This window comes from Stenotrophomonas sp. BR163, assembly GCF_047520985.2.
In the GTDB taxonomy this organism is placed as follows: domain Bacteria; phylum Pseudomonadota; class Gammaproteobacteria; order Xanthomonadales; family Xanthomonadaceae; genus Stenotrophomonas; species Stenotrophomonas sepilia.
In genome coordinates, this window is sequence record NZ_JAXBRE020000024.1 from 40316 (window position 1) to 61117 (window position 20802).

At 60.7% G+C, this 20802-nt stretch carries 15 protein-coding genes and 1 pseudogene; 6 read left to right on the top strand and 10 right to left on the bottom strand.

The genetic code is table 11. The features are described from left to right. Positions 1–294 precede the first annotated feature (294 nt). Complete coding sequence (locus ACM0PY_RS16860) at positions 295–1173, top strand: DUF5677 domain-containing protein (RefSeq protein ID WP_414609332.1); 879 nt, start codon at positions 295–297, stop codon at positions 1171–1173. Between the two features lie 275 nt (positions 1174–1448). Here ACM0PY_RS16860 and ACM0PY_RS16865 read toward each other — a convergent pair whose 3' ends face one another. The 5 genes from ACM0PY_RS16865 to ACM0PY_RS16885 form a co-directional block, all read right to left on the bottom strand. Beyond that, complete coding sequence (locus ACM0PY_RS16865; protein WP_180886442.1) at positions 1449–1847, bottom strand: transposase; 399 nt, start codon at positions 1845–1847, stop codon at positions 1449–1451. Positions 1848–2389: 542 nt separating this feature from the next. Then, the gene (locus ACM0PY_RS16870; RefSeq protein ID WP_180886440.1) at positions 2390–4492 is read right to left on the bottom strand and encodes an AIPR family protein; all 2103 of its coding nucleotides are present in this window, start codon (positions 4490–4492) and stop codon (positions 2390–2392) included. Next, on the bottom strand, positions 4492–5457 hold the full coding sequence (locus ACM0PY_RS16875; protein WP_070490045.1) for a PD-(D/E)XK motif protein: 966 nt from the start codon (positions 5455–5457) through the stop codon (positions 4492–4494). The genes ACM0PY_RS16870 and ACM0PY_RS16875 overlap by 1 nt, the downstream gene beginning before the upstream one ends. Then, positions 5450–8104, bottom strand: coding sequence for a Z1 domain-containing protein (locus tag ACM0PY_RS16880; RefSeq protein ID WP_235646817.1), 2655 nt, complete (start codon positions 8102–8104; stop codon positions 5450–5452). Before ACM0PY_RS16880 ends, ACM0PY_RS16875 begins: the two co-directional genes overlap by 8 nt. Then, the gene (locus tag ACM0PY_RS16885) at positions 8101–9579 is read right to left on the bottom strand and encodes an ATP-binding protein (protein ID WP_070490041.1); all 1479 of its coding nucleotides are present in this window, start codon (positions 9577–9579) and stop codon (positions 8101–8103) included. Before ACM0PY_RS16885 ends, ACM0PY_RS16880 begins: the two co-directional genes overlap by 4 nt. A gap of 135 nt (positions 9580–9714) precedes the next feature. Here ACM0PY_RS16885 and ACM0PY_RS16890 point away from each other — a divergent pair, with 135 nt between their 5' ends. Next, positions 9715–10173, top strand: a complete 459-nt coding sequence (locus tag ACM0PY_RS16890; protein ID WP_070490040.1) for a very short patch repair endonuclease — start codon at positions 9715–9717, stop codon at positions 10171–10173. 41 nt (positions 10174–10214) lie between these two features. On the opposite strand, the gene ACM0PY_RS16895 is transcribed toward ACM0PY_RS16890, so the two are convergent. Together ACM0PY_RS16895 and aceE are read right to left on the bottom strand one after the other, a co-directional pair. Then, positions 10215–11789: a DNA cytosine methyltransferase gene (locus tag ACM0PY_RS16895; protein WP_070490038.1), complete on the bottom strand. Its 1575-nt coding sequence runs from the start codon at positions 11787–11789 to the stop codon at positions 10215–10217. Positions 11790–12315: 526 nt separating this feature from the next. Next, positions 12316–15003 (bottom strand): pyruvate dehydrogenase (acetyl-transferring), homodimeric type, encoded by a 2688-nt coding sequence (aceE, locus tag ACM0PY_RS16900; protein ID WP_012478970.1) that lies wholly within the window; start codon positions 15001–15003, stop codon positions 12316–12318. Positions 15004–15547: 544 nt separating this feature from the next. Between aceE and ACM0PY_RS16905 the strand changes: the two genes are divergently transcribed. Together ACM0PY_RS16905 and ACM0PY_RS16910 are read left to right on the top strand one after the other, a co-directional pair. Then, positions 15548–16108 (top strand): PadR family transcriptional regulator, encoded by a 561-nt coding sequence (locus tag ACM0PY_RS16905; protein ID WP_180886351.1) that lies wholly within the window; start codon positions 15548–15550, stop codon positions 16106–16108. A 58-nt stretch (positions 16109–16166) separates the two neighbouring features. Further along, positions 16167–16964 (top strand): siderophore-interacting protein, encoded by a 798-nt coding sequence (locus ACM0PY_RS16910; RefSeq protein WP_180886349.1) that lies wholly within the window; start codon positions 16167–16169, stop codon positions 16962–16964. A gap of 159 nt (positions 16965–17123) precedes the next feature. On the opposite strand, the pseudogene ACM0PY_RS16915 reads toward ACM0PY_RS16910, so the two are convergent. After that, positions 17124–17450 (bottom strand): annotated as a pseudogene (locus ACM0PY_RS16915) (hypothetical protein); the annotation flags it as partial. Between the two features lie 197 nt (positions 17451–17647). Between ACM0PY_RS16915 and ACM0PY_RS16920 the strand changes: the two are divergent. Continuing rightward, entirely contained in the window at positions 17648–18049 is a 402-nt protein-coding gene (locus tag ACM0PY_RS16920) for a hypothetical protein (RefSeq protein ID WP_180886347.1), read from the top strand. Between the two features lie 217 nt (positions 18050–18266). Here ACM0PY_RS16920 and ACM0PY_RS16925 read toward each other — a convergent pair whose 3' ends face one another. Together ACM0PY_RS16925 and ACM0PY_RS16930 are read right to left on the bottom strand one after the other, a co-directional pair. Further along, positions 18267–18974 carry a YceI family protein gene (locus ACM0PY_RS16925; RefSeq protein WP_005415047.1) on the bottom strand — a complete coding sequence of 236 codons (708 nt, stop codon included), beginning with the start codon at positions 18972–18974 and terminating at the stop codon, positions 18267–18269. An 86-nt stretch (positions 18975–19060) separates the two neighbouring features. Continuing rightward, positions 19061–19651 (bottom strand): malonic semialdehyde reductase, encoded by a 591-nt coding sequence (locus tag ACM0PY_RS16930; protein WP_005415046.1) that lies wholly within the window; start codon positions 19649–19651, stop codon positions 19061–19063. Positions 19652–19777: 126 nt separating this feature from the next. On the opposite strand from ACM0PY_RS16930, the gene ACM0PY_RS16935 reads away from it, so the two are divergent. Further along, positions 19778–20737 carry a mitochondrial fission ELM1 family protein gene (locus ACM0PY_RS16935; protein ID WP_180886345.1) on the top strand — a complete coding sequence of 320 codons (960 nt, stop codon included), beginning with the start codon at positions 19778–19780 and terminating at the stop codon, positions 20735–20737. The last annotated feature ends 65 nt before the right edge of the window (positions 20738–20802 follow it).

The window sequence follows — 20802 nt, forward strand, 5'->3', positions numbered from 1 at the left end:
TGATGTGCATGCATTCCACGGAGGATGCGCAGGGAGGAATTGCCGCCAGCATGACGAATTTTCGGGGAATGTTGCGAGGCAGGGAGGCTTGAGAAAGTAGCCAAAGCATCGATGCAGCGCTATAACGTACTGAACTGAGGCGTAGCGCCAGTCTCCTTCACTAACCAATGGAACTGCACACACTCTCCACGCGTCAAGTGGAGGCGACCTTGGATGAATTCTCTTCTCACATGAGCGAATCTACAGACTGACCAGTACCCGCAGAGATTTGTAGCGCCTTCAGCCTGAAAAAGGATGGAAATGCATCACGATCAGCTTTTACAGATAGAACGAGATAGGTCTTCAAAAGCCTTGGAGCTTATGCGGGAACTACTTCAGCTTACCAAGCCGATTGCGGTGCACCCGAGATGGTCTCACGAAGAGCGGTCTCTTCTTGCAATGCTGCTAACTTCCTCTGCCCGCTCTACCGAAAGCGTCTTCCTGCTCTGCTCTTACGGGCAATTGTGGGATGCCGAGATGGTCCTTCGTGCAGTGGCGGAGGCTACACTGAAGACTGCATACATACTGCAGAGTGAAGATGAATTCAAAGCGAGGGTTGCTGAATACTCCACCGACCATTTCAACATTTCTTTACTCAAGGACGACTCAAAACTGAGAAGTACCCTTGCGGCACTGTCTGAACCGGATTCACGTGAGTGGCTTCCTCTTAGGGAGAGGCTTCTTAGCGAAGAAGAATTGGATGAGCTTGGCCGACTTTACGACAAGACTAAGCGTCGCTCGATCGAATCGCGCTGGGGAGTTGGTGGACTTTTGAACTCACTCCGCAAAGACGCCCCGCATCGAGTCCCTAGATATGATGCCCTGCTTCACAATTACTCTTTGTCAAGCCATATCCAGCATGCCGATTACATTGGAATCTCTCTCCCATACGACAGACAGTCCCGAGACGAGGAGAGGCGAGATGCTCTAGAACTAGCGCACCTCTCACGCCTAATTTCGGACTGCTTCTCTCTTATGTACCTACGGATCGTGTCTGGCTACCGATTCTTAGATCTGGATCTCAAGCCTATCTTGGATGGACAGAAGCGAGTCGACGAAATGGGAAATGGCTTTGGAAATCCATTTGGAGAATGGATGAAAGTTGAATACGGCGAAGATGAAAGTTCAGAATAGAACCTTGGGGACGCCCTGAACCAATCACGGCTGAGTCCTGAATCTCCAGCGCCGGAGTGATCCGGGGCTATCTTACGCAGAGTCTTGGCATATTCTTACGCCCCGTAGTGCCCTTACCAGCATCTCGGGACGCAGTTGACGCCATGGTAGAACCAGCTGCCGGCGCCCCATATTCGACGGCGCGAACATCGTGAGCACCCACACGGTGCTCTTGGCCGGCCCTCGGCAGCTGACCGGGCGCAGCCGAACTACTGCCTATCACCCCGAACGGATGCTCAATCGTGGCGCGCAAGCTGGCTTTTGCACGCCTCCCGGAGCTGCGCCTGCTTTCGCTCGCGCGCTCCTGATTGTCTTCGCCCCGGATCTCTTAGCCGTGTTGATGATCGGCGCTTTGCAGTCGGCCAGGCCACTCGCTTGTCTGCGCCGGTATTGCCGCGATCGCCCAACACGCAGCCGTCCTTGCCGTGGAGCATTGCTTCAATGACCGTGACATCGCCCACATTGGTTGCAGTGCACTTCACGTGGTGAGCCAGACCTGAAATCTCATCCACGCCGATATGCACCATCATGGGCTGGTGTCGACGGCTGCCTCTGCGGAGCTGATGCGTCTCAGGATCGCGCGCCTCGCCCGCGTTCTTGGTCGAACTGGGCTTATAGGCAATGGTCCATTCCAAGAGCGTGCCTGCGCGCAGCCCCTAGCCTCTGCAGGCAGTATACGCGTTCGCCACTTCGGGCATCTTAGCGGCCAGATCCCGCTTCTCCAGCAGACGACGGAAGTGGAATCTCGTGGTCTCACCCGGAATCGCATCGAGGCCGCTGAGTCGGGTGAATAATCGCATCGAGGCAAACTCGCGCAATGCTTCCTCCTCGCCCGCGTCGCTCAATGGATCCCACGGCCACAGCAGATGGCTGCCTAGATGGCTCCTCAATTTGTGTCGTCATTCTTTTCGGGGATGCCGGTACTACCCGAAGGCATGTTCAGAGTGTCCCTTGACGTTTCCGAAGCAGCGGATGAAAGAACGCAATCCGTATGTGGTCGGTCTGTAGCATCATGCGCTCGGCATCTTGGTCGCACAGCAAACCTGCGTAGCCGGTCCCGAACCGATGCTGCCGTCGCGCTACAACTCCGATCGCTGGAGGGCTCACGCGGCTCTGAACCAAGTCACCCAATTCGTCGCATAGCGGGTCAAGGCCGGCGGCCCACCTCTGGAGCCGATCACGGTGCTCGATCTGCGTCGCACGATCTAAGTGCCGCATTTACAACCACGCCTTCCAGAACCCCTTTCTCGAGAATATCTAGCAACACCACGCTCTGCCTTTCAGTCGGAAGCTTGGAGGGAATCTGCATAGCAACCTTGAGCACTCCGTCTTCCTTTGGCGTGAGCAGATCCCTCTCAAGTAGTGACTGATAGATGCGAGCCCACTCCGTGCCGGGAATCGTCAGCACCTTTCGCTGCGCTTCGATACCGTTGTCGATCCTCTGCGTCTCCTTCGCAGTCTTCACGATCGCTGCCTGATCGTCCTGCGGGACAAGTCGATCGTAGAACTCGGGTGGGAGAAGATTGGCAATGGCGTCGGTACGGGCCTGTATCCTAGTCCAGCACGCCTCCCTTTTGCACCACTCGGAAATGTTGGAAATTCCTTGCGGTGGCCTGATGATGTCATCGTTCACGCCCGCCGACACGACGGCGATGGCACTTTCGAGCACTGGGTCGACCTTCTGTGCATTCCAAGTGCCGACAAAGTCGATGCACTCCTTCCTACGCCTTGTGATATCACCGAGTACTGCCAGCGTGTAAGCGACGATGTTTGCTCGGTACCCGCCGTTGTACCAAGGCTGTGCAGAAACGATGCGCTCCGTTGCGCGGAAGATCAGGCCACGTGCGACAGCCCTCTTGAAATAGAACTCGTTGAACGCATCGGATGATTTCTCCCACTCACTGCCGATGCGGGCGGCATAGCGTGCAAAGTTCTTCTGGGAACCAAGATTAACCCACCTGGGGTGGTCATCCCAGACATTCTCGAACTTCGCAAGATCCGTCTTGGTGAACATTTGTGGCTTGGGATGCTCCGCCTTGAAGCGACGCTGCTCCGCAGGAGTGAGCTTCGAGTGCGCATCGGCATACTGGCCGCGCGCGCGCTCGTAGAACCAGCGCGTCTCGCGCGGGGCTCCCTTCTGCGCCGGTGCCCAGATCCGACGGGAAAATCCTTCCATCCGCACATGGAACGGGTGGTTCGAGAAGAAATCGGCGGCATTCACCCTATTCTGGGTGTTCGCATATTCCGATATCTTTGGAACGACCGTTTCGCTCTTTAGATTGTCGATGACGGACAGCTTCAACTGAACGAATATCTGGGAAAGATCGGCCTTGTCGCGCTTGCGTGTGTGGAACAGCGATGCAGTGGTCTGGCCACCATTCACGATCTGGAGGTCGACAACCCTCGTGATTGCCAGACCGGAATCCGTCATCCCTGTTTCGACGCTCTGTGCTGTGGCTGTTATCCCGTTGTTGTAGGCAAAGAACATCCCTGGTTCGTTCAGGATCGTCGCCCTTATTCCCTGGTTCACATTGCCGCGAGCCTGCAGGAAAGTTCGGACGTTCTGCTCAAGCAATCGCGCTCCGAATTTTTCGTACAGAGCTGCCAACACTTCGGCAGGCATGACCATCAGATAGGATTGATAGGCGTCGGTCTCCAGATGTGCTGGAAGACAGGCGATGCCCTTACCGAACATCTGTTCAAAGTCGAGGTCGAGTGGTTCCTTGTGGCTGCGGGAGCTTCGCTGCCGGTGAAGCCTCGAGATGTCCCATATGTGGTGAGCAGCCGGAACTCCTGCCACTTCCGCATCAGGAAGGGCCTGGATTTTCTCGCTGAGCGTGCGTTCGGAGAAGAGAACCAAGTTGACCTGCCGAATGGCGTCCTTGCGATCCGCAATCTGCCTAGCAAGGCCGTACTCCGGCGATGTGACCTCAAGTTCGCCGGCCAGGCCCTTGTTGGCGCTGGCTTCGAGGAAGTTGGCAACACGCTTGAATGCCGCGGCCACTTCCGTTCTGGTGAGCGATGCCAGCTCGTTCCGGGAATCGAAGTCCGCGATGAAAAGGTCCAGAACTCCTTCGTCATTGAACCAGTAGCCATCCACGCGCATGCCACGCTGCGCCCGGAAATGGCAGAGTTCAAAACCTTCCGTGAAGCCGGTCTCGACAAGGTCGTTCGCGATGGTCTCCATGAACTCGGAGAGCTGGAAGCTGCCATTGGCTTCGGCGCCCGCCAACAGTTCCTGTCGGAAGTCGTGGAAGAACTCTTCTTCGGTCTGCTCCATCAATCCTCCCCGAAGATGGCCGCTTCGTTACACTCGTACGGAGCAATCGTTTCCAGCCTGATGTCATAGGCCACGTTGGTAATCCCTGGCGGCAGTTGCGACCGCATCAAACGCGGAAATCCGTCACCAACACGATAGCTGCGCACGTCGCTGACGACAAAGCGCGGCTCATCGTAGCCAAGAAGGGGCGCATAACCATGCGCCACCAGCTTCCGGTCAAAGGCCTCGACGGCATCCGCCTCGCCGAGTCGTGCCTGGACTGCGGTAACGATCTCGTTGAGCGAGCGGGCTCCTGCGGTATCGGCCAGATCGCTCAGCCGGTACACGCGGAGGAACAGCGCGTCGTTCAGTGATTCGAGTTGGTCTTCCGACGAAACGCGGACGCTGCTCCGCTCCGCGCCCGAGAGCGATTTGATCTCGACGGCTGTGTTGCCGAAGATGAAATCCTGATGCGATCGTTCCGGACCGAGCCAGGCTTCGACGGCGGCCCTGCTCGACATCTGCCGATCGATCAGTTCCATCAGAAACACGATTTCGGCGAAGAGGCCGCGGACCTCCTCGATGGACAGATGCTGACTTCGGCCTGACAGGAAGGTCTTCCAGCGGCAGATGTGCGCCAGCGAGACGGCGAGAGAGCTGGCCGAATCGGTGGCGTGCTCCAGCGAGGATGCAAGGGTGCGGCAAAGTCCTTCGAAGAGATCGCGATCGACCTGTCTTTCAAGGGCGAGGACCAAGTGCTGCTGCCCCTGAACTCCGGCACGGAGATCGACGTCGATGCCGTTCACCGTGACCGCATTCTTCCGGTACTGGGCTGCATGATCCCCCTGGAGCTCTACGATGAACAGGCAGGCGCCCCCGGCATCGCGTCCCCAGAAACAGGGCACGGCCGTTCCCACCGCAACTTGGCGGACATTGAAGTCCGATCCCGGGACGGCAATGTCATCCCAAGGAGAGGAATCAGGCATCGTAGTCATCCTCTTCATCAGGGTTGTCCGCAGGGCCCTGCATCTGCTTCAGCCAGACTCGATTGACAACAACCTTAACCTCAGTTCTATAGAGACCATCTGGATAACTCACGCCGAAAGCAGGGATACGACACCCTGTAAACTCTTCGTTATCCATTGGGGTCAACACATGAAGCATCAATAGCGGCTTATTCCGCACCACTCGATAATGGTAATCCGACGGCTTCCCCGTTTTACTCTTGATATCGGAGGCCGCTTTGCGCTGAGCGTCAAGAATTTGCTCTTCACTCAACCCAAATTTCTCGTCGCCTCGACTCGCAACTCGATATCCGGATATTTTCCATTCATCCATAGTCGCCCCTTCTGCCGTCCGATCCTGTGGACCAAGCCTGAAGTTATCAGCATCACCAGCCCCCTTAGAGATCAGTAAAACATCGCCATTCGGATACTGATCTCTTATGGCTTCCAAATAATCCAGAGCCATCATCTTCTTCAGGGATGAATTCTTGTGTGTTTTGAATTCAACCAAAAAGTCCTCAATATCGCCAACTCCAACATTGGGTATGAACCACCCCTTGTCCGTTGACTGAGCTCGGCTGCTGAGTCTTTTCCATAAATCCTCTATCAGCCGCTCATTTGCACTGTTGATTTCCTTGTCAAATGGCAGCGAGGTGCTTTCAACGAGCTGCCCGGTAAGGTTTTGATTAATGACAACCTCTTCTGCCGCGCGCATCTTATTCGCCGCAGTAATCAACAGGCTCTTCGAATGTGACCGAACGTACAAGCCGAAATAATCAGGACTCAATCCATTCCGACTCATCTGCTTAGCCTGTTGGACAAGTTCTTCTGCTGCCTCGGCAATATGAGAGTACCAATCAATCGAATCGCGAGAGAGATGAACGCGGCAGAGGTCCTGGAAGCCCGGCCGGTAACCGAACCAGCGCCCCATCTGCATGAGGGTGTCGTACATCTTCGTATTGCGGTACATGTAGCTGACGGTCAATCCCTCGATGGTCAGGCCTCGGGAGAGGCTCAGACCACCGACCGCGACCGCGGTCAGCCCGACTCCTTCCTTCGCGTAGCGGGCGTAGTCGAGCACCTCGTCACTCTTGCTGTTGATGACATAGAGGTGGAGGTGCTCGAAGACGCCGCTGAGGGCTGCCTTCACCTCCGCCCAAGTAAACCCAGCATCGGCATACTCCGCATCGAAGGCGTGCTTCAGGCCCTGCATGTACGCGTTTCTTGCGGAAACCTCTTCCGGCATCGCGTAGTTGGCGAGAACCGCTTCCCTGATCTTCTTCTCCCTGAGACTCAGGAAGTCACGCACGGCCTTCTGAACGGGCACGAAGCGCGACACATTGATCATCATTGAGCAATGCTTTCCTGTCTGCCCACGCAGGTTGCGGATGGCGCGAGCGACGATGAATTCGTCGAGTGCGCGATAGAGGCTGGGGGGCAACTCGGGGACAGCATCGTCACGCTTGTGGGCGTACGGAATGAGATTCTCACAATCGTCGATCGGCCTCACGATCGATTGACTGGTCGCCTCGTCGAGGAACACCTTCTCGGCACCGAAGTACGTCGTTGGCGCGTCCAGGCAATAGATGAAGTCGCGAGGGAACAGCTCCTCACGCACATCATCGCCATAGGCGTCGGGGTTGATAAAGATGTTGGCGAATGGGGTCGCCGTGTAGCCGACATAGCACGATTTTGCGAACAGCCCGAGGATGCGCCGGATCATCGCATTCGTTCGTGTCGGATCCAGATCCTCCTTGTTCGTGTTGATCGACGCGTTGTCGGCCTCGTCGTCAATCAGCAGCATCGGCACGTCGGAAATCCGGCCATCGCCCTCGGCGTTCAGCTCCTTCAGCCATTTGTGAAGAGCCGTGAGCGTCGTCACATTCTTCTTGATGACCAGAATGATCGGCTTACTGAAGTCGTTGATCTTCCAGCCGCTCTTTTCCGCCGTGTTCTTGTTGAAGTCCTCGTTGATGTTGGTGAGGGTGGCCGGATGCGGATAGCCCGGCGCGAGGCCGACGCCGATGTTGCGACGATCCTCGGGATCGCTGGACCGGCCGATGAAGGCCTCATCGATGCGCTGCTGCGTCTGCTTGCGCAAATTGTTGTGAATGCCGGCGACGACGATGATGAACTTGTAGCCGGCGTCGGCGGCGCGTGCTATCAGGCCGGTGTAGTTGGCCGTCTTGCCCGACTGCACATGACCGATGACAAGGCCGCGACGGTTCCAGGTTGTGCCCTCGCTCAACGGATCCTGCAGGTGGCCAAGAATGCGGGTCGTGACATCGCTCAGCGACTGGACCATCTGCGGCGGCCAACCTTCCTTGAGAAGAAAGTTTCCATAGGATTCCGCATATGTCCAAGCGACATCATCACGCTTGTGGACCCACTGATCATCATGCTTCGCAGTGACATCCACCAGCGAAACACCGGCCCCCATGCGCGTGTCAACCGATATCATCGCCTCGGTGACGATATTGCGGAGATCGCCCGTATAGCCGAAGATCGCGGCGATCTCTATCGCCTTCTCCTCCACCTGCTCGCGCGTCGGCGTCTCGGCCATGTTGGCAAGGCCTGAGATGAGCGCGTTGGCGATGTTTCGTTCTTCCGTGATGACTGTGAGGCTCATGCAAAGGTCTCGCTGATGAATTTTTCGGCCAGTTCGATCTGGCCATCGAAAAGGTGCGTCGAGCGCACGATCTGGAGAAAGGCATTCGGATCGCCCGGCCCGTCGCCGTAGAGCACCTTCCTGAGACTCTTCAGGCGCTCCAGAGTCTGGCTTTCATCCACCGCCCTCCGGTTGATCTGGCGCGGATGGGTCGAGTAATCGGAATAGATCATCTCCACCGGCAGGGAGGCGGCAATCGAATCCAGCAGGACACGAAGCAGATCCGCATCCTCGGGCGAAAGTCTTGTGCCCAGGGATGCAATGAGAGGGTGCTGCTCGTTGATTGCGAAACGGATGCCGCCATGATCGGCGTAGCGCTCCCAGAATAGGGCCTGGCTTTCCTGAAAGAGCTTCTGCCCGCGCCCCCTATGCACCGTCACGCTGCGGGCAGTAATCCTGTTGATGATCTGACGCAGCCGCTCCCGCACCCCATGCGGCGGGCGGGCACGCGATTTCTTGATGTCGATGGTCCAGGCTTCGTCCAGACTGTTGGGAAAGTCGATCTGTACCCGGGCCAACTTGGTGGCCTCACCCTTCGGCACAAGTCTGAACCAGTCGCCCCAAGCCATTAGGCGGCCGTTTCGATAGACGTAGCCCCCCTGATTAGAGATGAAGTCACTACGATCCTGGTAGTAGTCGTACTCGGACGCGGACAGACGACTGTGATGCGGAAGCACGTAAGGCTGCAGGCGCACCTCGGCCTCGCCGATGCGGACGATCTCCTCTGGAAGCACCTGGGTGGCAGGATTCTTCCTGCAAAAGGGATCGAATGCCGTAATCGGACGGCCATTGACGGTGAGAGAAATCCTGGCATGTCCCTTGATCTCACCCGAGAGAAACCGGTGGAAGACAAGTGACAGATGTCTGCCCACCGCCTCAAGCTTCTCATTGACAATCTCGTCTCGACGATGCCCGGCTTCGTCCTCCATCAATCGATCGAGCTCTCGCCAAATAACGGCCGTGCCGCGGGCGCCGAGCCGTTCGACGTAAGGGAACCCATGGATGTCCGCATCGTCCAGGATGGAGAGAATCCAGTCGTCGGCAGCATCGATGCGATCCAGATTCCATTCGGCTCCGCAGAAAGTTCCATCGCGTGTGCTCACAACGGTCAATGAGCGGCATTGGGAAAACGAGGCTGTCTTCAGGCCAAGGCCGAAGCGCCCTAGATCCTGCGGCGACCGATGCTGCCTGGGGTTGCCGGTCCCATGACGCATTGCACCGAGCAGCTCGTCTTCTGTCATCCCCTTGCCGTTGTCGAGGATGACCATCACAGGATGCTTACCGGATGCATCGCAAATGATGTCGATGGTGTCCGCGCCAGCGGAAATGCTGTTGTCGATCAGATCGGCAATCGCAGTTTCGAGTGAGTACCCAAGGTCCCGCATCGATTCCGAAAGGCAGGCCGCGCTCGGCGGATGACTGCGATCACGAGCCATCGGCTTCCTCTTGCGTCTTCTCGTGAGTCAAGCGCATGGTAAGCTCCGAATTGCTGCTTCGGGTATCGTATTCATCCGTTCGCATTGCCAAGCGGAAGCGCGGAGCTGCCATTCCTGCAGACATTCAGGCGGAAGATGCTCAAGACCATGCGCGTTCCAACCACTCCGCAGCGCAGCCGCATGATGTCGAGCATTCGCGGAAAGAACACCCGGCCGGAGCGGATACTTCGCTCCCTTCTTTTCGCCAGGGGCTTTCGATATCGACTTCATGTGCGGGGGCTGCCCGGCTCCCCCGACCTTGTGTTCCCGAAGCACAAAGCAGTGGTATTCGTCCATGGGTGCTTCTGGCACCGACATGAAGGGTGCCGCTATACAACCACTCCCAGTACCAATGAAGATTTCTGGCTGCAGAAATTCCAGGGAAATGTCGCTCGCGACACGCGCCATGCGGAGATGATTCATGCGCTTGGCTGGCGTATGGCGGTCGTATGGGAGTGTGCCTTGAAGCACTCGCGCGAGGAGACTGCACAGGTGGTTGAGGAATGGCTGCATAGCGGCGAGGATGTCTTGGTGATCGGTCAAAGCACTGACTAGCCCGCTTCAATAAGTACCGGAAGCTGTTCCGGCAGGTTTCGCTACATACTTCCCGCCGGCATCTTCTTTAAGATGTAACCAATCTGCCTTCGCCTCCTCTTATTCATTTCGTTCAAAAGGCTACGAACGGTCTTGGCTAGCTTGTGGGCAAGCAACGGAGGCACCGCATTGCCGACCTGGGTGTACTGCTCCGTGCGGTTGCCCGCGAAGAGGTAGTTGTCGGGAAACGTCTGGAGCCGTGCTGCTTCCCTGACCGTAAGACTTCTGCATTGCGAGGGATCGTAGTGGATGTAGTAGTGCCCATCCTTCGCAATGTGGGCCACCACCGTGGTGGACGGTTCATTCCTGCACTGCACGCGGAACCGGTCCTTGAATGGGATCACTTCGGATTCCCGATCGACATGCGCATTGATGTGATCAGGAAGCAGCTTGGGAGGGAAGACATCCAGCGTCGGGCAGTATCCCGATAAGTGAGCAAAACTGGCCGAGAAAAGATACCGAGCAAGATCGGATGCCATGTGCCCACGCGCCTCATGCTGACAAACCCCCCCCAAACTTCGGTCGTGAAGCCATTGCTGAAGCTCTGTTGGCTTCTTTAGCCTTTTGTAGTCCCGTGAAATAAAGGCGCCACCAGTGGTAGTGCTGGTTGCCGCAGCAGCAAAGGAACGCATTTTCTCGATAATGGCAGATTCATTCTCTGTCTTCCAGCCCTTGACGCACGAGGGGGCAGCTTGGACAGCTTTGCGCCACGCCTCCACCGAATCGCCACGCGACAACTTGCTGCGGATTCGAGGAAGATCGTCAATGGCCTGCTTGACCGTGACAGGCTTTGCCACGGGTGCCAGCAACTGATGCTGAGGAATATCCAACCCCTTCCTCACTCCGAGCAGAATCACGCGATGCCTGCTTTGCGGAATCCCATGCCGCTCGGAATGAATAAGGTAGTCGGTAGGTTCCAGCGAGCTCTCGTCGCCCTTCTTGGTGAAGGATCGGATTTCGTACTCGAGCCCCTCGGTCGGCATTGAAAGATCCGCGATGATCTTCTCGAACATCGGATTGCCGGAGTGCTTGGAGGAAAGCAAACCCTTGACATTCTCCATTACGAAAATGGTGGGCTTGTGCACTTGGATGATTCTCAGGTACTCCCTGTAGAGGAAGTGCTTTTCATCCTTGTGAAAGTCTTTGTCGTTGGCACGCCTGGAGCGCCCCGCCAGCGAATACGCTTGACAGGGTGGGCCGCCGATCAGCACCCAGGTTTCCTGCCCCTTAAGTGCAGCCCGAATTTCCTTGTCTATGCTGACTTCATCGGACTTGCCAAGTTCTAGGCATCTCGCCTCGGTGGCAGCATGCTCAAAGGCGCTGGCCACGGCAGGGATCTTGCGAAAAGCAGCCTCATCGATCTCGCGCCGTATGTAGCTGTAGTAGTGCTTGACGTCCTTGGTGCCACGCAGGCGCCTGAACACTGCCCTGAGCGACAGCGTGCGATGTGCGACAGCATCCTTCTCAATAGAAAGGGCAATCTCGAAGAATGGCTGCCTCTTGTGGCCCCGCAGGGACGCGAATCCTTCCCCGAGCCCTCCTGGGCCAGCAAAAATATCAATTATGGGAACTGGCATGCCAGAAATCCTCCCCTTAGTACTTCCGGAAATTTGATGTGATAAGCCCTCCTTAGAACTGAGAGCATTCAGAAATCACCACTCATCTTGCTTGGCAACTGCCCAGACCTGCGGTCAGCGCAAGCACGCTAGCGCTCCGTCCATTCTTCCCACCTTCGTTCCATAGATTTGCGCGCCGCTTAAAGTCAGGAGATAGATCCATCTCACATTCCTTCAAGCGCGTCAGCAGTAAATCAATCGTCCTGCTCTGCTTGAACAAATCCATCTTCGCAGGATAAAAGAACGCGTTAATGAAATTACCCGAGCTTCGCCGCTCAACTTCGAGGCCGCCCCCCGCTAGAACCCGTCGCTTCCAGTGGCATTCCTGCATCAACATTACCGCCCACCGCAGACACCCCACATGGCAGACCGTTTTCGCTTTCATTGTATTCAATTCAATGACATTCACATCGTTAGCAAAATAAAAAGGGCGGCTACTCGCCGCCCTCTTTATCACCACAGATGCCATCTCGGCAAGGGCACTACATCAAACCCCAACAGGATTAGCCTTCTCCGGATCAATCTTGTACTGCTTGATCGCCCGGGCCACATCCTTCGCGGTCATCTTCCCTTCCTTCGCCAGCGCCGCAATCGCGGCATGCGCGATGTAGTACCGGTCAACCTCAAAGAACCGGCGCAGGTTCGCACGCGTATCCGAACGGCCGAAACCATCGGTACCCAGCACGGTGTACGACATCGGCACGAACGCGCGGATCTGGTCCGCATACGCACGCACGTAGTCGGTAGCAGCAATCGCCGGGCCCTGGCGGCCTTCCAGCAGCTCGGTCACGTAGGCCTTGCGCTGCTCACCTTCCGGATGCAGGCGGTTGGCACGTTCCACGTCGAAACCATCGCGACGCAGTTCGTTGAAGCTCGGGCAGCTCCAGATGTCGGCGGTCACGCCGAAGTCCTTGTCCAGCAGCTCGGCGGCAGCAATGGCTTCGCGCAGGATGGTGCCCGAACCCAGCAGCTGCACGCGCAGCTCGCCCTTCTTCGGCTTGCCGGCGTCGGTCAGCAGGTACATGCCCTTGACGATGCCTTCGGCCGCGCCTTCCGGCATTTCCGGGTGGGTGTAGTTCTCGTTCATCAGGGTGACGTAGTAATACTCGTCCACTTGGTCTTCCATCATGCGCTTGGTGCCGTGCTGCAGGATCACCGTCACTTCGAAGCCGAAGGTCGGGTCGTAGCTGCGCACGTTCGGGATGCCACCGGCCACCAGATGGCTGAAGCCATCCTCGTGCTGCAGGCCTTCACCGTTCAGCGTGGTGCGGCCGGCGGTGCCACCCAGCAGGAAGCCGCGGGTACGCATGTCGGCGGCCTGCCAGGCGATGTCGCCCACGCGCTGGAAGCCGAACATCGAGTAGTAGATGTAGAACGGCAGCATCGGCACGTTGCTGACCGAGTAGCTGGTACCGGCGGCCATCCACGAGCTGATCGCACCCGGCTCGCTGATGCCCTGCTGCAGCACCTGGCCGCTCTGGTCTTCGCGGTAGAACATCAGCTGGTCGGCGTCCACCGGCTTGTACTTCTGGCCGAACGGCGCGTAGATGCCGATCTGGCGGAACAGGCCTTCCATGCCGAAGGTACGGGCTTCGTCGGCCACGATCGGCACGATGTGCGGGCCCAGTTCCTTGTCGCGCAGGGTGATGTTCAGGCTCTGCACGAAGGCCATGGTGGTGGAGTAGCTGCGCTCGCCGCTGCTCTTCAGCAGGCGCTCGTAGGCTTCCAGCTTCGGTGCCACGAAGGTCTTGTCGGCCTTGCGGCGGCGCTGCGGCAGGTAACCGCCCAGCGCGGCACGGCGTTCCTGCAGGTACTGCACTTCCGGCGAATCCGGGCCCGGGTGGTAGAACGGCACCTGGCCGTCGGCCAGCTGCGCGTCGGTCACCGGAATGTTGAAACGGTCGCGGAAGTGGCGCACCGCTTCGTCGTCCAGCTTCTTGGTCTGGTGGGTCGGGTTCAGTGCCTCACCGGCGCTGCCCATGCCGTAACCCTTCACGGTCTTGGCCAGGATGACGGTCGGCATGCCCTTGGTGTTCACGGCCTGGTGGTAGGCGGCATACACCTTGTGCGGGTCGTGGCCACCACGGTTCAGGCGCCAGATGTCGTCGTCGCTCAGGCCGGCCACCATCGCAGCGGTTTCCGGGTACTTGCCGAAGAAATGCTCGCGGGTATACGCGCCGCCGAAGGCCTTGCAGTTCTGGTATTCGCCGTCGACGGTTTCCATCATCAGCTTCTTCAGGACGCCGTTGGTGTCCTTGGCCAGCAGGGCATCCCAGTAACCGCCCCACAGCAGCTTGATCACGTTCCAGCCGCCGCCACGGAACACGCCTTCCAGTTCCTGGATGATCTTGCCGTTGCCGCGCACCGGGCCGTCCAGGCGCTGCAGGTTGCAGTTCACCACGAAGATCAGGTTGTCCAGGCCTTCACGGCCGGCCAGGGCGATGGCACCCAGGGTTTCCGGCTCGTCGCTCTCGCCGTCGCCGATGAAGCACCACACCTTGCGGTCGGACTTCTCGATCAGGCCACGGTTTTCCAGGTAGCGCATGAACTGCGCCTGGTAGATGGCGGCCAGCGGGCCCAGGCCCATCGACACGGTCGGGGTCTGCCAGTAGTCCGGCATCAGCCACGGGTGCGGGTACGAGGACAGGCCACCGCCATCCACTTCCATGCGGAACTTGTCCAGCTGCTCTTCGCTGATGCGGCCTTCCAGGAAGGAACGCGCGTAGATGCCCGGGGCGCTGTGGCCCTGGATGAACAGCAGGTCGCCCGGGTGGTTTTCGCTCGGGGCGCGCCAGAAGTGGTTGAAGCCCACGTCGTACAGGGTGGCGCCGGAGGCGAACGAGGCGATGTGGCCGCCCAGGTCACCCGGCTTGCGGTTTGCGCGCACCACCGTGGCCATCGCGTTCCAGCGGATGATCGAACGGATGCGCCATTCCAGCTCGGCGTTGCCTGGGCTCTTGGCCTCGAACTGCGGTTCGATGGTATTGACGTATTCGGTGGTGGGAGAGAACGGCAGGTAGGCGCCCGAACGACGGGTTAGTTCCACCATGCCTTCCAGCAGCTGATGCGCGCGCTCGGAGCCCTCGACATCAATAACGGCCTTCAACGACTCGATCCACTCCTGGGTTTCCACAGGATTCGGGTCGTTGTTCAGCACCTCGTTCAACCAGTTCATTAGCGCTCCCATAACCGCACGCACGCGCGCGACTGTTGTATAGATTTCTAGACCGCAAAGTGTAGCGCACCAAGGGCTTTCGTCACTTGGCTACGCAGGCGTATGGATGCAACCGGCCAGTGTCCGCAAGGGGCTTGCCGGGCCCGCTGATGGCCCTGCGGCGGGCCTTGGCGGCGGCGCGGGCTGTCGCTTGCGGCCGCTGCGCCCATGCGCAGGACGCAGTGTTACTGCTGCCGATGACGGTTGTAGGGCAACTCCGGAACCGCCGTAGGTGGGCGCCGGGCAGCGGTTCTGAACCGGCGACAACATGTCGCACCTGCCTCTGGATCACTGCCAGTCGCGGGCCCAGGGTGGGTCGCGAGTGATGGGCCCGATGGCCCTGCTCCCTTCCACAGCATCGCCGGGGCGCCTCGCAGGGGGCGCCCCTTTTGCTGTGCGCACGAAGGTCCGTGGCCCAAATTGCACCTGCTTGTGGCCGGATCGGATGTTGTCGCTTTCGACATATCGATATATCGTTTGCACACTCGTTTACCGATATATCGAAATGAGCCGTACCGCTTCTGCCAGAGCCCGCTCCACCGATCCCGCGGTGCCGCGCCGCAACGGCCAGCCGCGCGTGCTGAGCCGCGGCGACCTGCGCCTGCTGGTGCTGGCCCTGATCGGCGAACAGCCGCGCCATGGCTACGAGCTGATGCAGCTGATCAGCAACCAGTTCATGCAGGCCTACACGCCCAGCGCCGGCACCATGTACCCGCTGCTGGCCAGCTTCGAGCAGGCCGGCTGGATCGAGGCCGAGGAAGTGGATGGCAAGCGGATCTTCCGCATCACCGCCGCCGGCGAGTTCGAGCTGAAGGTGCAGCGCACCCAGGTGCGCCTGGCGCAGCGGCGTGCCTTCGACCGTGCCCGCGAGATCACCAAGGCCTCGCTGCCGCCGCCGCTGGCCACTGCCCTGCGCGAGTTCAAGCGGGCGCTGGTGCATCACCACGGCCGCTGGGCCGAGGGCGAGGCGGACGAAGTGGCGGCGCTGCTGACGCGGGCCTCGGCCCTGCTCAACGGTACGGTCGGTAGCGAGCAACCACCGATTTCAACGACCCAGCCAGACTGACGCCAGCCAGGTCTCCCCTACGCCGCGCGCCCGCGCGACACCTTTACAGGTAACCCCCATGACCGAACACAACAACACGCGCCTGCGCCTGGATGTGCGCTTCCGTGAACTGACCGTGCTGCGCACTGAAGAGGTCACCCCGCACATGCGCCGCGTGGTGCTGGGTGGCGACGACCTGGCCGGCTTCGATTCGCCCGGCGCCGACGACCACATCAAGCTGTTCTTCCCCAACGCTGCGGGCGAGATGGTGCTGCCGGTGCTGACCGCCGAAGGCCGCAGCTACCCGGACGGCAAGGTGCCTTCGCCCTCGCGCGACTACACCCCGCGCTGGTGGGACCACGAAGCCGGCGAGCTGGCCATCGACTTCGTGCTGCACGACCAGGGCGTGGCCGGGCCATGGGCCGAACGCGCACAGCCGGGCGACATGCTGGTGATCGGCGGTCCGCGCGGCTCGTTCGTGGTGGCCGACACTTACGACGCCTACGTGCTGATCGGCGATGAAACCGCGCTGCCGGCCATCGCCCGTTGGCTGGACGTGCTGCCGGACGGTGCCGAGGTGCAGGCCTTCATTGAAGTGCGCGACGAGGACGAGCGCCAGGACCTGCCGCAGTACGAGAACGTGCGCATCCACTGGCTGGAGCGCAACGGCTTCCCGGCGGCCAGCAGTACGCTGCTGGAAGACATGCTGACCGACTTCGAGGCCCCGGACGGCGATGTCTTCTACTGGATCGCCACCGAATCGCGCCGCGCGCGGATGATGCGCAAGTTCATCGAAGGCCACCTGGGCGTGCCGCGCGACTGGATTCGTTCCACCGGCTACTGGAAGGCGCATCCGGACGAAACCGACGGCGATTGACCGGGCAGCCGGTGGGTGCGGACCCTGCTTGGTGGGTGCGGACCGTTGGTCCGCACGCCTTTGACGCACCTTCCTGGGTGGGTGCGGACCGTTGGTCCGCACGCCCTTGACCATGTAGAGCCGAGCCCACGCTCGGCTGCTTTTCGCTCCACCCTCGCGTTACGCGCGATGAGCCGAGCGTGGGCTCGGCTCTACAGGAGCACTGGGCGCCGCCTGCCGCGTCCACCCGAACCGCTTCGCGGCCCATATCTCCAGCGCCACCAGCAGGGCGATGATCAGCACCGGCAACAGCAGCCCGAAGTACACGCCGGGCATCATGCCGTTGATCTGCGCCTTCACCAGCCGCAGCACGCCACGGGTGTGCAGCAGCTCATCCACGTGCATGGTCAGCGCCTCGCGCACCACTTTCGGTTCCAGGCCGAGGGTACCGGCCCGTTCCACCAGCGTGTCTTCCACCATGCCGCACAGCAGACCTTCGCGCACTTCCGTGGGTGATACAGCGGGCCATTGTGGAGCCGAGCCCATGCTCGGCTGCTCGTCGTTCCGCCATCGGAAAACCCTCGCGCTGCGCGCGATGAGCCGAGCGTGGGCTCGGCTCTACAGGTATTCCATCGCCCGGTTCAACGCATCCGCCGGCAAGCAATGCGACAATCGCGCTCCTTTCCTGCAGCAACGAGGCCCACATGGCCAAACTGACCCTGGCCAGCGTGGACGCGCTGCGTACCCGCTTCGCTGATGACGCTGCCTGCGACGCGGCCCTGGCCGCCTTCGCCGATACCGCTGCACTGCGCGCACCGCTACGCGACCTGGTGGAGGCACAGCACCGCTACCTGCAGGCCGAATTCGAAGTGACGCAGGTGGCCGACGTGCTGCGCCGCGACCAGAAGTACGCGCCGGTGGGTCGGCCTTCGATCAACATCGTGCAGCTGCGCAAGCAGCAGGCGGCCACCAAGCAGGCGGCGCTGATCGCCCGCCAGCTGGTGGCGCAGGCGGCGCAGACGTTCGTGCGGGTGAGCGGGATGACGGTGAAGGCCAAGCAGAGCCCCAGCGAGGCATGTGGGGCATGGTTGGGCGCGCTGCGCTGAGGGATCGTGCGGACCAACGGTCCGCACCCACCAAATGCAGGTTGACACCCACCAGATGCAGATCCGCACCCACCAGATGCCGGTTGGCATCTACCGGGTAGTGCCGGCCGCTGGCCGGCAACCCCATCGGCATCGGGTGCCTCGCATGCAGAACCCAAAAAGAAGGCCCGCTTTTCAGCGGGCCTTCTGCCTTCTCACGACGAGTGAGCTGGGTGCATCAAGCTGCCGGCTTTTCGCCGGTGGCTTCGGTGGTGATGCGGATCTTCACTTCATCGCTGACGTTCGGGGCATAGGCGCCTACGCCGAAATCGCTGCGCTTCAAGGTGGTGGTGGCATCGAAGCCGGCGGCCGGAACCTTGGCCATCGGGTGCTCGCCGCCGCCGTTGACGGTGACGTCCAGGGTGACCGGCTTGGTGATGCCCTTGATGGTCAGGTCGCCGGTGACGGTCAGCTTGTTGGTGCCGGCTGCTTCCACCTTGGTGCTCTTGAAGGTGGCATCGGCGAACTTGGCGGCGTCGAAGAAGTCGGCGCTCTTCAGGTGCTCGTCGAACTTGGCGGTGAAGCTGTTCAGGCCGCTCAGCGGCAGCTTCACTTCCACGGTGGACTTGGTCACGTCTTCGGCGTTGTACACCAGGGTGCCTTCGACGTTGCCGAAGTGCGCGCTGGGGTTGGAGAAGCCGAAGTGGCTCCACTGCGCCAGCACGTCGGTGTGGCTCGGGTCCAGCTTGTAGGTGCCCGAGGCGATCTTGATCGCTTCGGCAGCCGGCGCAGCAGCGGCGGCATCAGCGGCCGGGGTGGCAGCCTGCTCGGTGGTGGCCGGGGCGGCGGCATCGGCAGCCGGGGCAGCGGTGTCGGCCGGCTTGGAGCAGGCGGCGATGGCCAGGGTCAGGGCCAGCGGCAGCAGAAGTTTACGGGTGGCGCTCATCTGAGGAACTCTCCGGATCGTAGGGTGGGTACACGGTGCAGCAATGGCCCGCCGCGGAACAGCGGGCCCGAAACCGATACAGCGACTTACGCGATGCGCGCCGCTTCGTCGAACGACAGGCGCGGCAGGCGCGGGAACAGGCCCGCCGGATCACCGTAACCCAGGTTGACCAGGAAATTCGACTTGATGGAGGTGCCGGCGAAGAAGGCTTCGTCGACCTTGGCCGGGTCGAAGCCGGACATCGGGCCGGCATCCAGGCCCAGCGCGCGCGCAGCCAGGATCAGGTAGGCACCCTGCAGGCTGCCGTTGCGGATGGCGGCTTCGTGGCGGCCTTCCTGCGGGCCATCGAACCAGGCCTTGGCATCGGTGTGAGGGAACAGGTACGGCAGCTTCTCGTGGAAGTCCAGGTCGAAACCGATGATGACGGTGACCGGCGCAGCCATGGTCTTGGCCAGGTTGCCTTCGGACAGCGCCGGGGCCAGCTTGTCCTTGGCCTCCTTCGAGGTGACGAAGACGAAGCGCGCCGGCGTGGTGTTGGCCGCGGTGGGGCCCCACTTCACCAGGTCGTACAGTTCCTTCAGCAGGCTCTCGGGGACCGGCTTGTCGAGGAAGGCGTTCTGGGTGCGGGCCGTACGGAACAGCTGATCAAGGGCGGCGGCGTCGAGCGCGTGGGACATCGGTGGATCTCCAGGGCGGCGAAAGGAAGTCAGTGCCCGCGGGCGGCGCGGGGCGAAACGACGAGCCGCAGTGTAGAGTGTCGCGACTGTTGCAACACCCAGCAGGGCTGAAACGAATTAATGCCAATGGTGAAACGATCGAGCGCGCCATGGACGGTCACCGACGGCCGTGCGGGCAATGTCCGCCAGGCGGTCGCGCTGGCCTCGGCACTGCGCCAGGGCACCCACCGACCGCTGCTCCTGCAACCGCGCGCACCCTGGCGCTGGCTGTCGCCGCGGCGCCTGCCCGGCGATGTGAATGGCTATGGCGAGGCCTTGGCGACACTGGCTGCCGAGGCCCCGGCGCTGGCGATCGGCTGTGGCCGCCAGGCCGCCGGTGCCCTGCGCGTGCTGCGTGCACGCGGCAGCCAAGTGGTGCAGATCCTCGACCCGCGCATCGGCGCCCGCCATTGGGACGTGGTGGTGGTGCCGGAACACGATGCCCTGCGCGGCAGCAATGTGCTGACCCTGCTCGGCAGCCTCAACCCGGTGGACGACGACTGGCTGGCCTGGGGCCGCGCCGCGTTCGCCGGCTTCAGCACCCTGCCCGGCCCGCGCACCGCACTGCTGGTCGGCGGGCCGACGCCGCTGGCGCCGTGGGACGAGATGGCAATGATCGGTGTGTTCCAGGCGCTGGCCGAGCAGATCCGCAATGAAGGTGGCAGCCTGCTGGCGACCACCTCGCGACGCACGCCGCCGGCATTGGCCGAGATCCTGCGCGCGAAGTTCGCCGACCTGCCGCACGTGATCTGGGGCGATGGTGGTGACGGTACCAATCCCTATGGTGGCCTGCTCGGCTGGGCCAACCGCGTGGTGGTCTCGCCCGATTCGGTGAACCTGCTCTCTGAAGCCTGCGCCACGCGCATGCCGGTGATGGTGGCACTGGCCGATACCGCGCAGGGCCGGCTGGCCCGTTTCCAGCAGCAGTTGCGCGAACGCGGGCGCTTGCAGCCGCACTGGCTGGACTGGCAGTACGACCGCATCGAGCCATTGCGCGAAACCGCGCGCGTGGCGGCGGAAGTAAAGCAGCGCCTGGCCTTGGGGTAGTGCCGGCCGCTGGCCGGCAACGCTGTGCGCATTACCGGACACCCTGCCGATGCCGGCCAGCGGCC

Coding starts and splice junctions, on each gene's coding strand:
- ACM0PY_RS16860 (WP_414609332.1), top strand. CDS start 295: ATGGAAATGCATCACGATCAGCTTTTACAGATAGAACGAGATAGGTCT.
- ACM0PY_RS16870 (WP_180886440.1), bottom strand. CDS start 4,492: ATGGAGCAGACCGAAGAAGAGTTCTTCCACGACTTCCGACAGGAACTG.
- ACM0PY_RS16875 (WP_070490045.1), bottom strand. CDS start 5,457: ATGCCTGATTCCTCTCCTTGGGATGACATTGCCGTCCCGGGATCGGAC.
- ACM0PY_RS16880 (WP_235646817.1), bottom strand. CDS start 8,104: ATGAGCCTCACAGTCATCACGGAAGAACGAAACATCGCCAACGCGCTC.
- ACM0PY_RS16885 (WP_070490041.1), bottom strand. CDS start 9,579: ATGGCTCGTGATCGCAGTCATCCGCCGAGCGCGGCCTGCCTTTCGGAA.
- ACM0PY_RS16890 (WP_070490040.1), top strand. CDS start 9,715: ATGCTCAAGACCATGCGCGTTCCAACCACTCCGCAGCGCAGCCGCATG.
- ACM0PY_RS16895 (WP_070490038.1), bottom strand. CDS start 11,789: ATGCCAGTTCCCATAATTGATATTTTTGCTGGCCCAGGAGGGCTCGGG.
- aceE (WP_012478970.1), bottom strand. CDS start 15,003: ATGAACTGGTTGAACGAGGTGCTGAACAACGACCCGAATCCTGTGGAA.
- ACM0PY_RS16905 (WP_180886351.1), top strand. CDS start 15,548: ATGAGCCGTACCGCTTCTGCCAGAGCCCGCTCCACCGATCCCGCGGTG.
- ACM0PY_RS16910 (WP_180886349.1), top strand. CDS start 16,167: ATGACCGAACACAACAACACGCGCCTGCGCCTGGATGTGCGCTTCCGT.
- ACM0PY_RS16920 (WP_180886347.1), top strand. CDS start 17,648: ATGGCCAAACTGACCCTGGCCAGCGTGGACGCGCTGCGTACCCGCTTC.
- ACM0PY_RS16925 (WP_005415047.1), bottom strand. CDS start 18,974: ATGAGCGCCACCCGTAAACTTCTGCTGCCGCTGGCCCTGACCCTGGCC.
- ACM0PY_RS16930 (WP_005415046.1), bottom strand. CDS start 19,651: ATGTCCCACGCGCTCGACGCCGCCGCCCTTGATCAGCTGTTCCGTACG.
- ACM0PY_RS16935 (WP_180886345.1), top strand. CDS start 19,778: ATGGTGAAACGATCGAGCGCGCCATGGACGGTCACCGACGGCCGTGCG.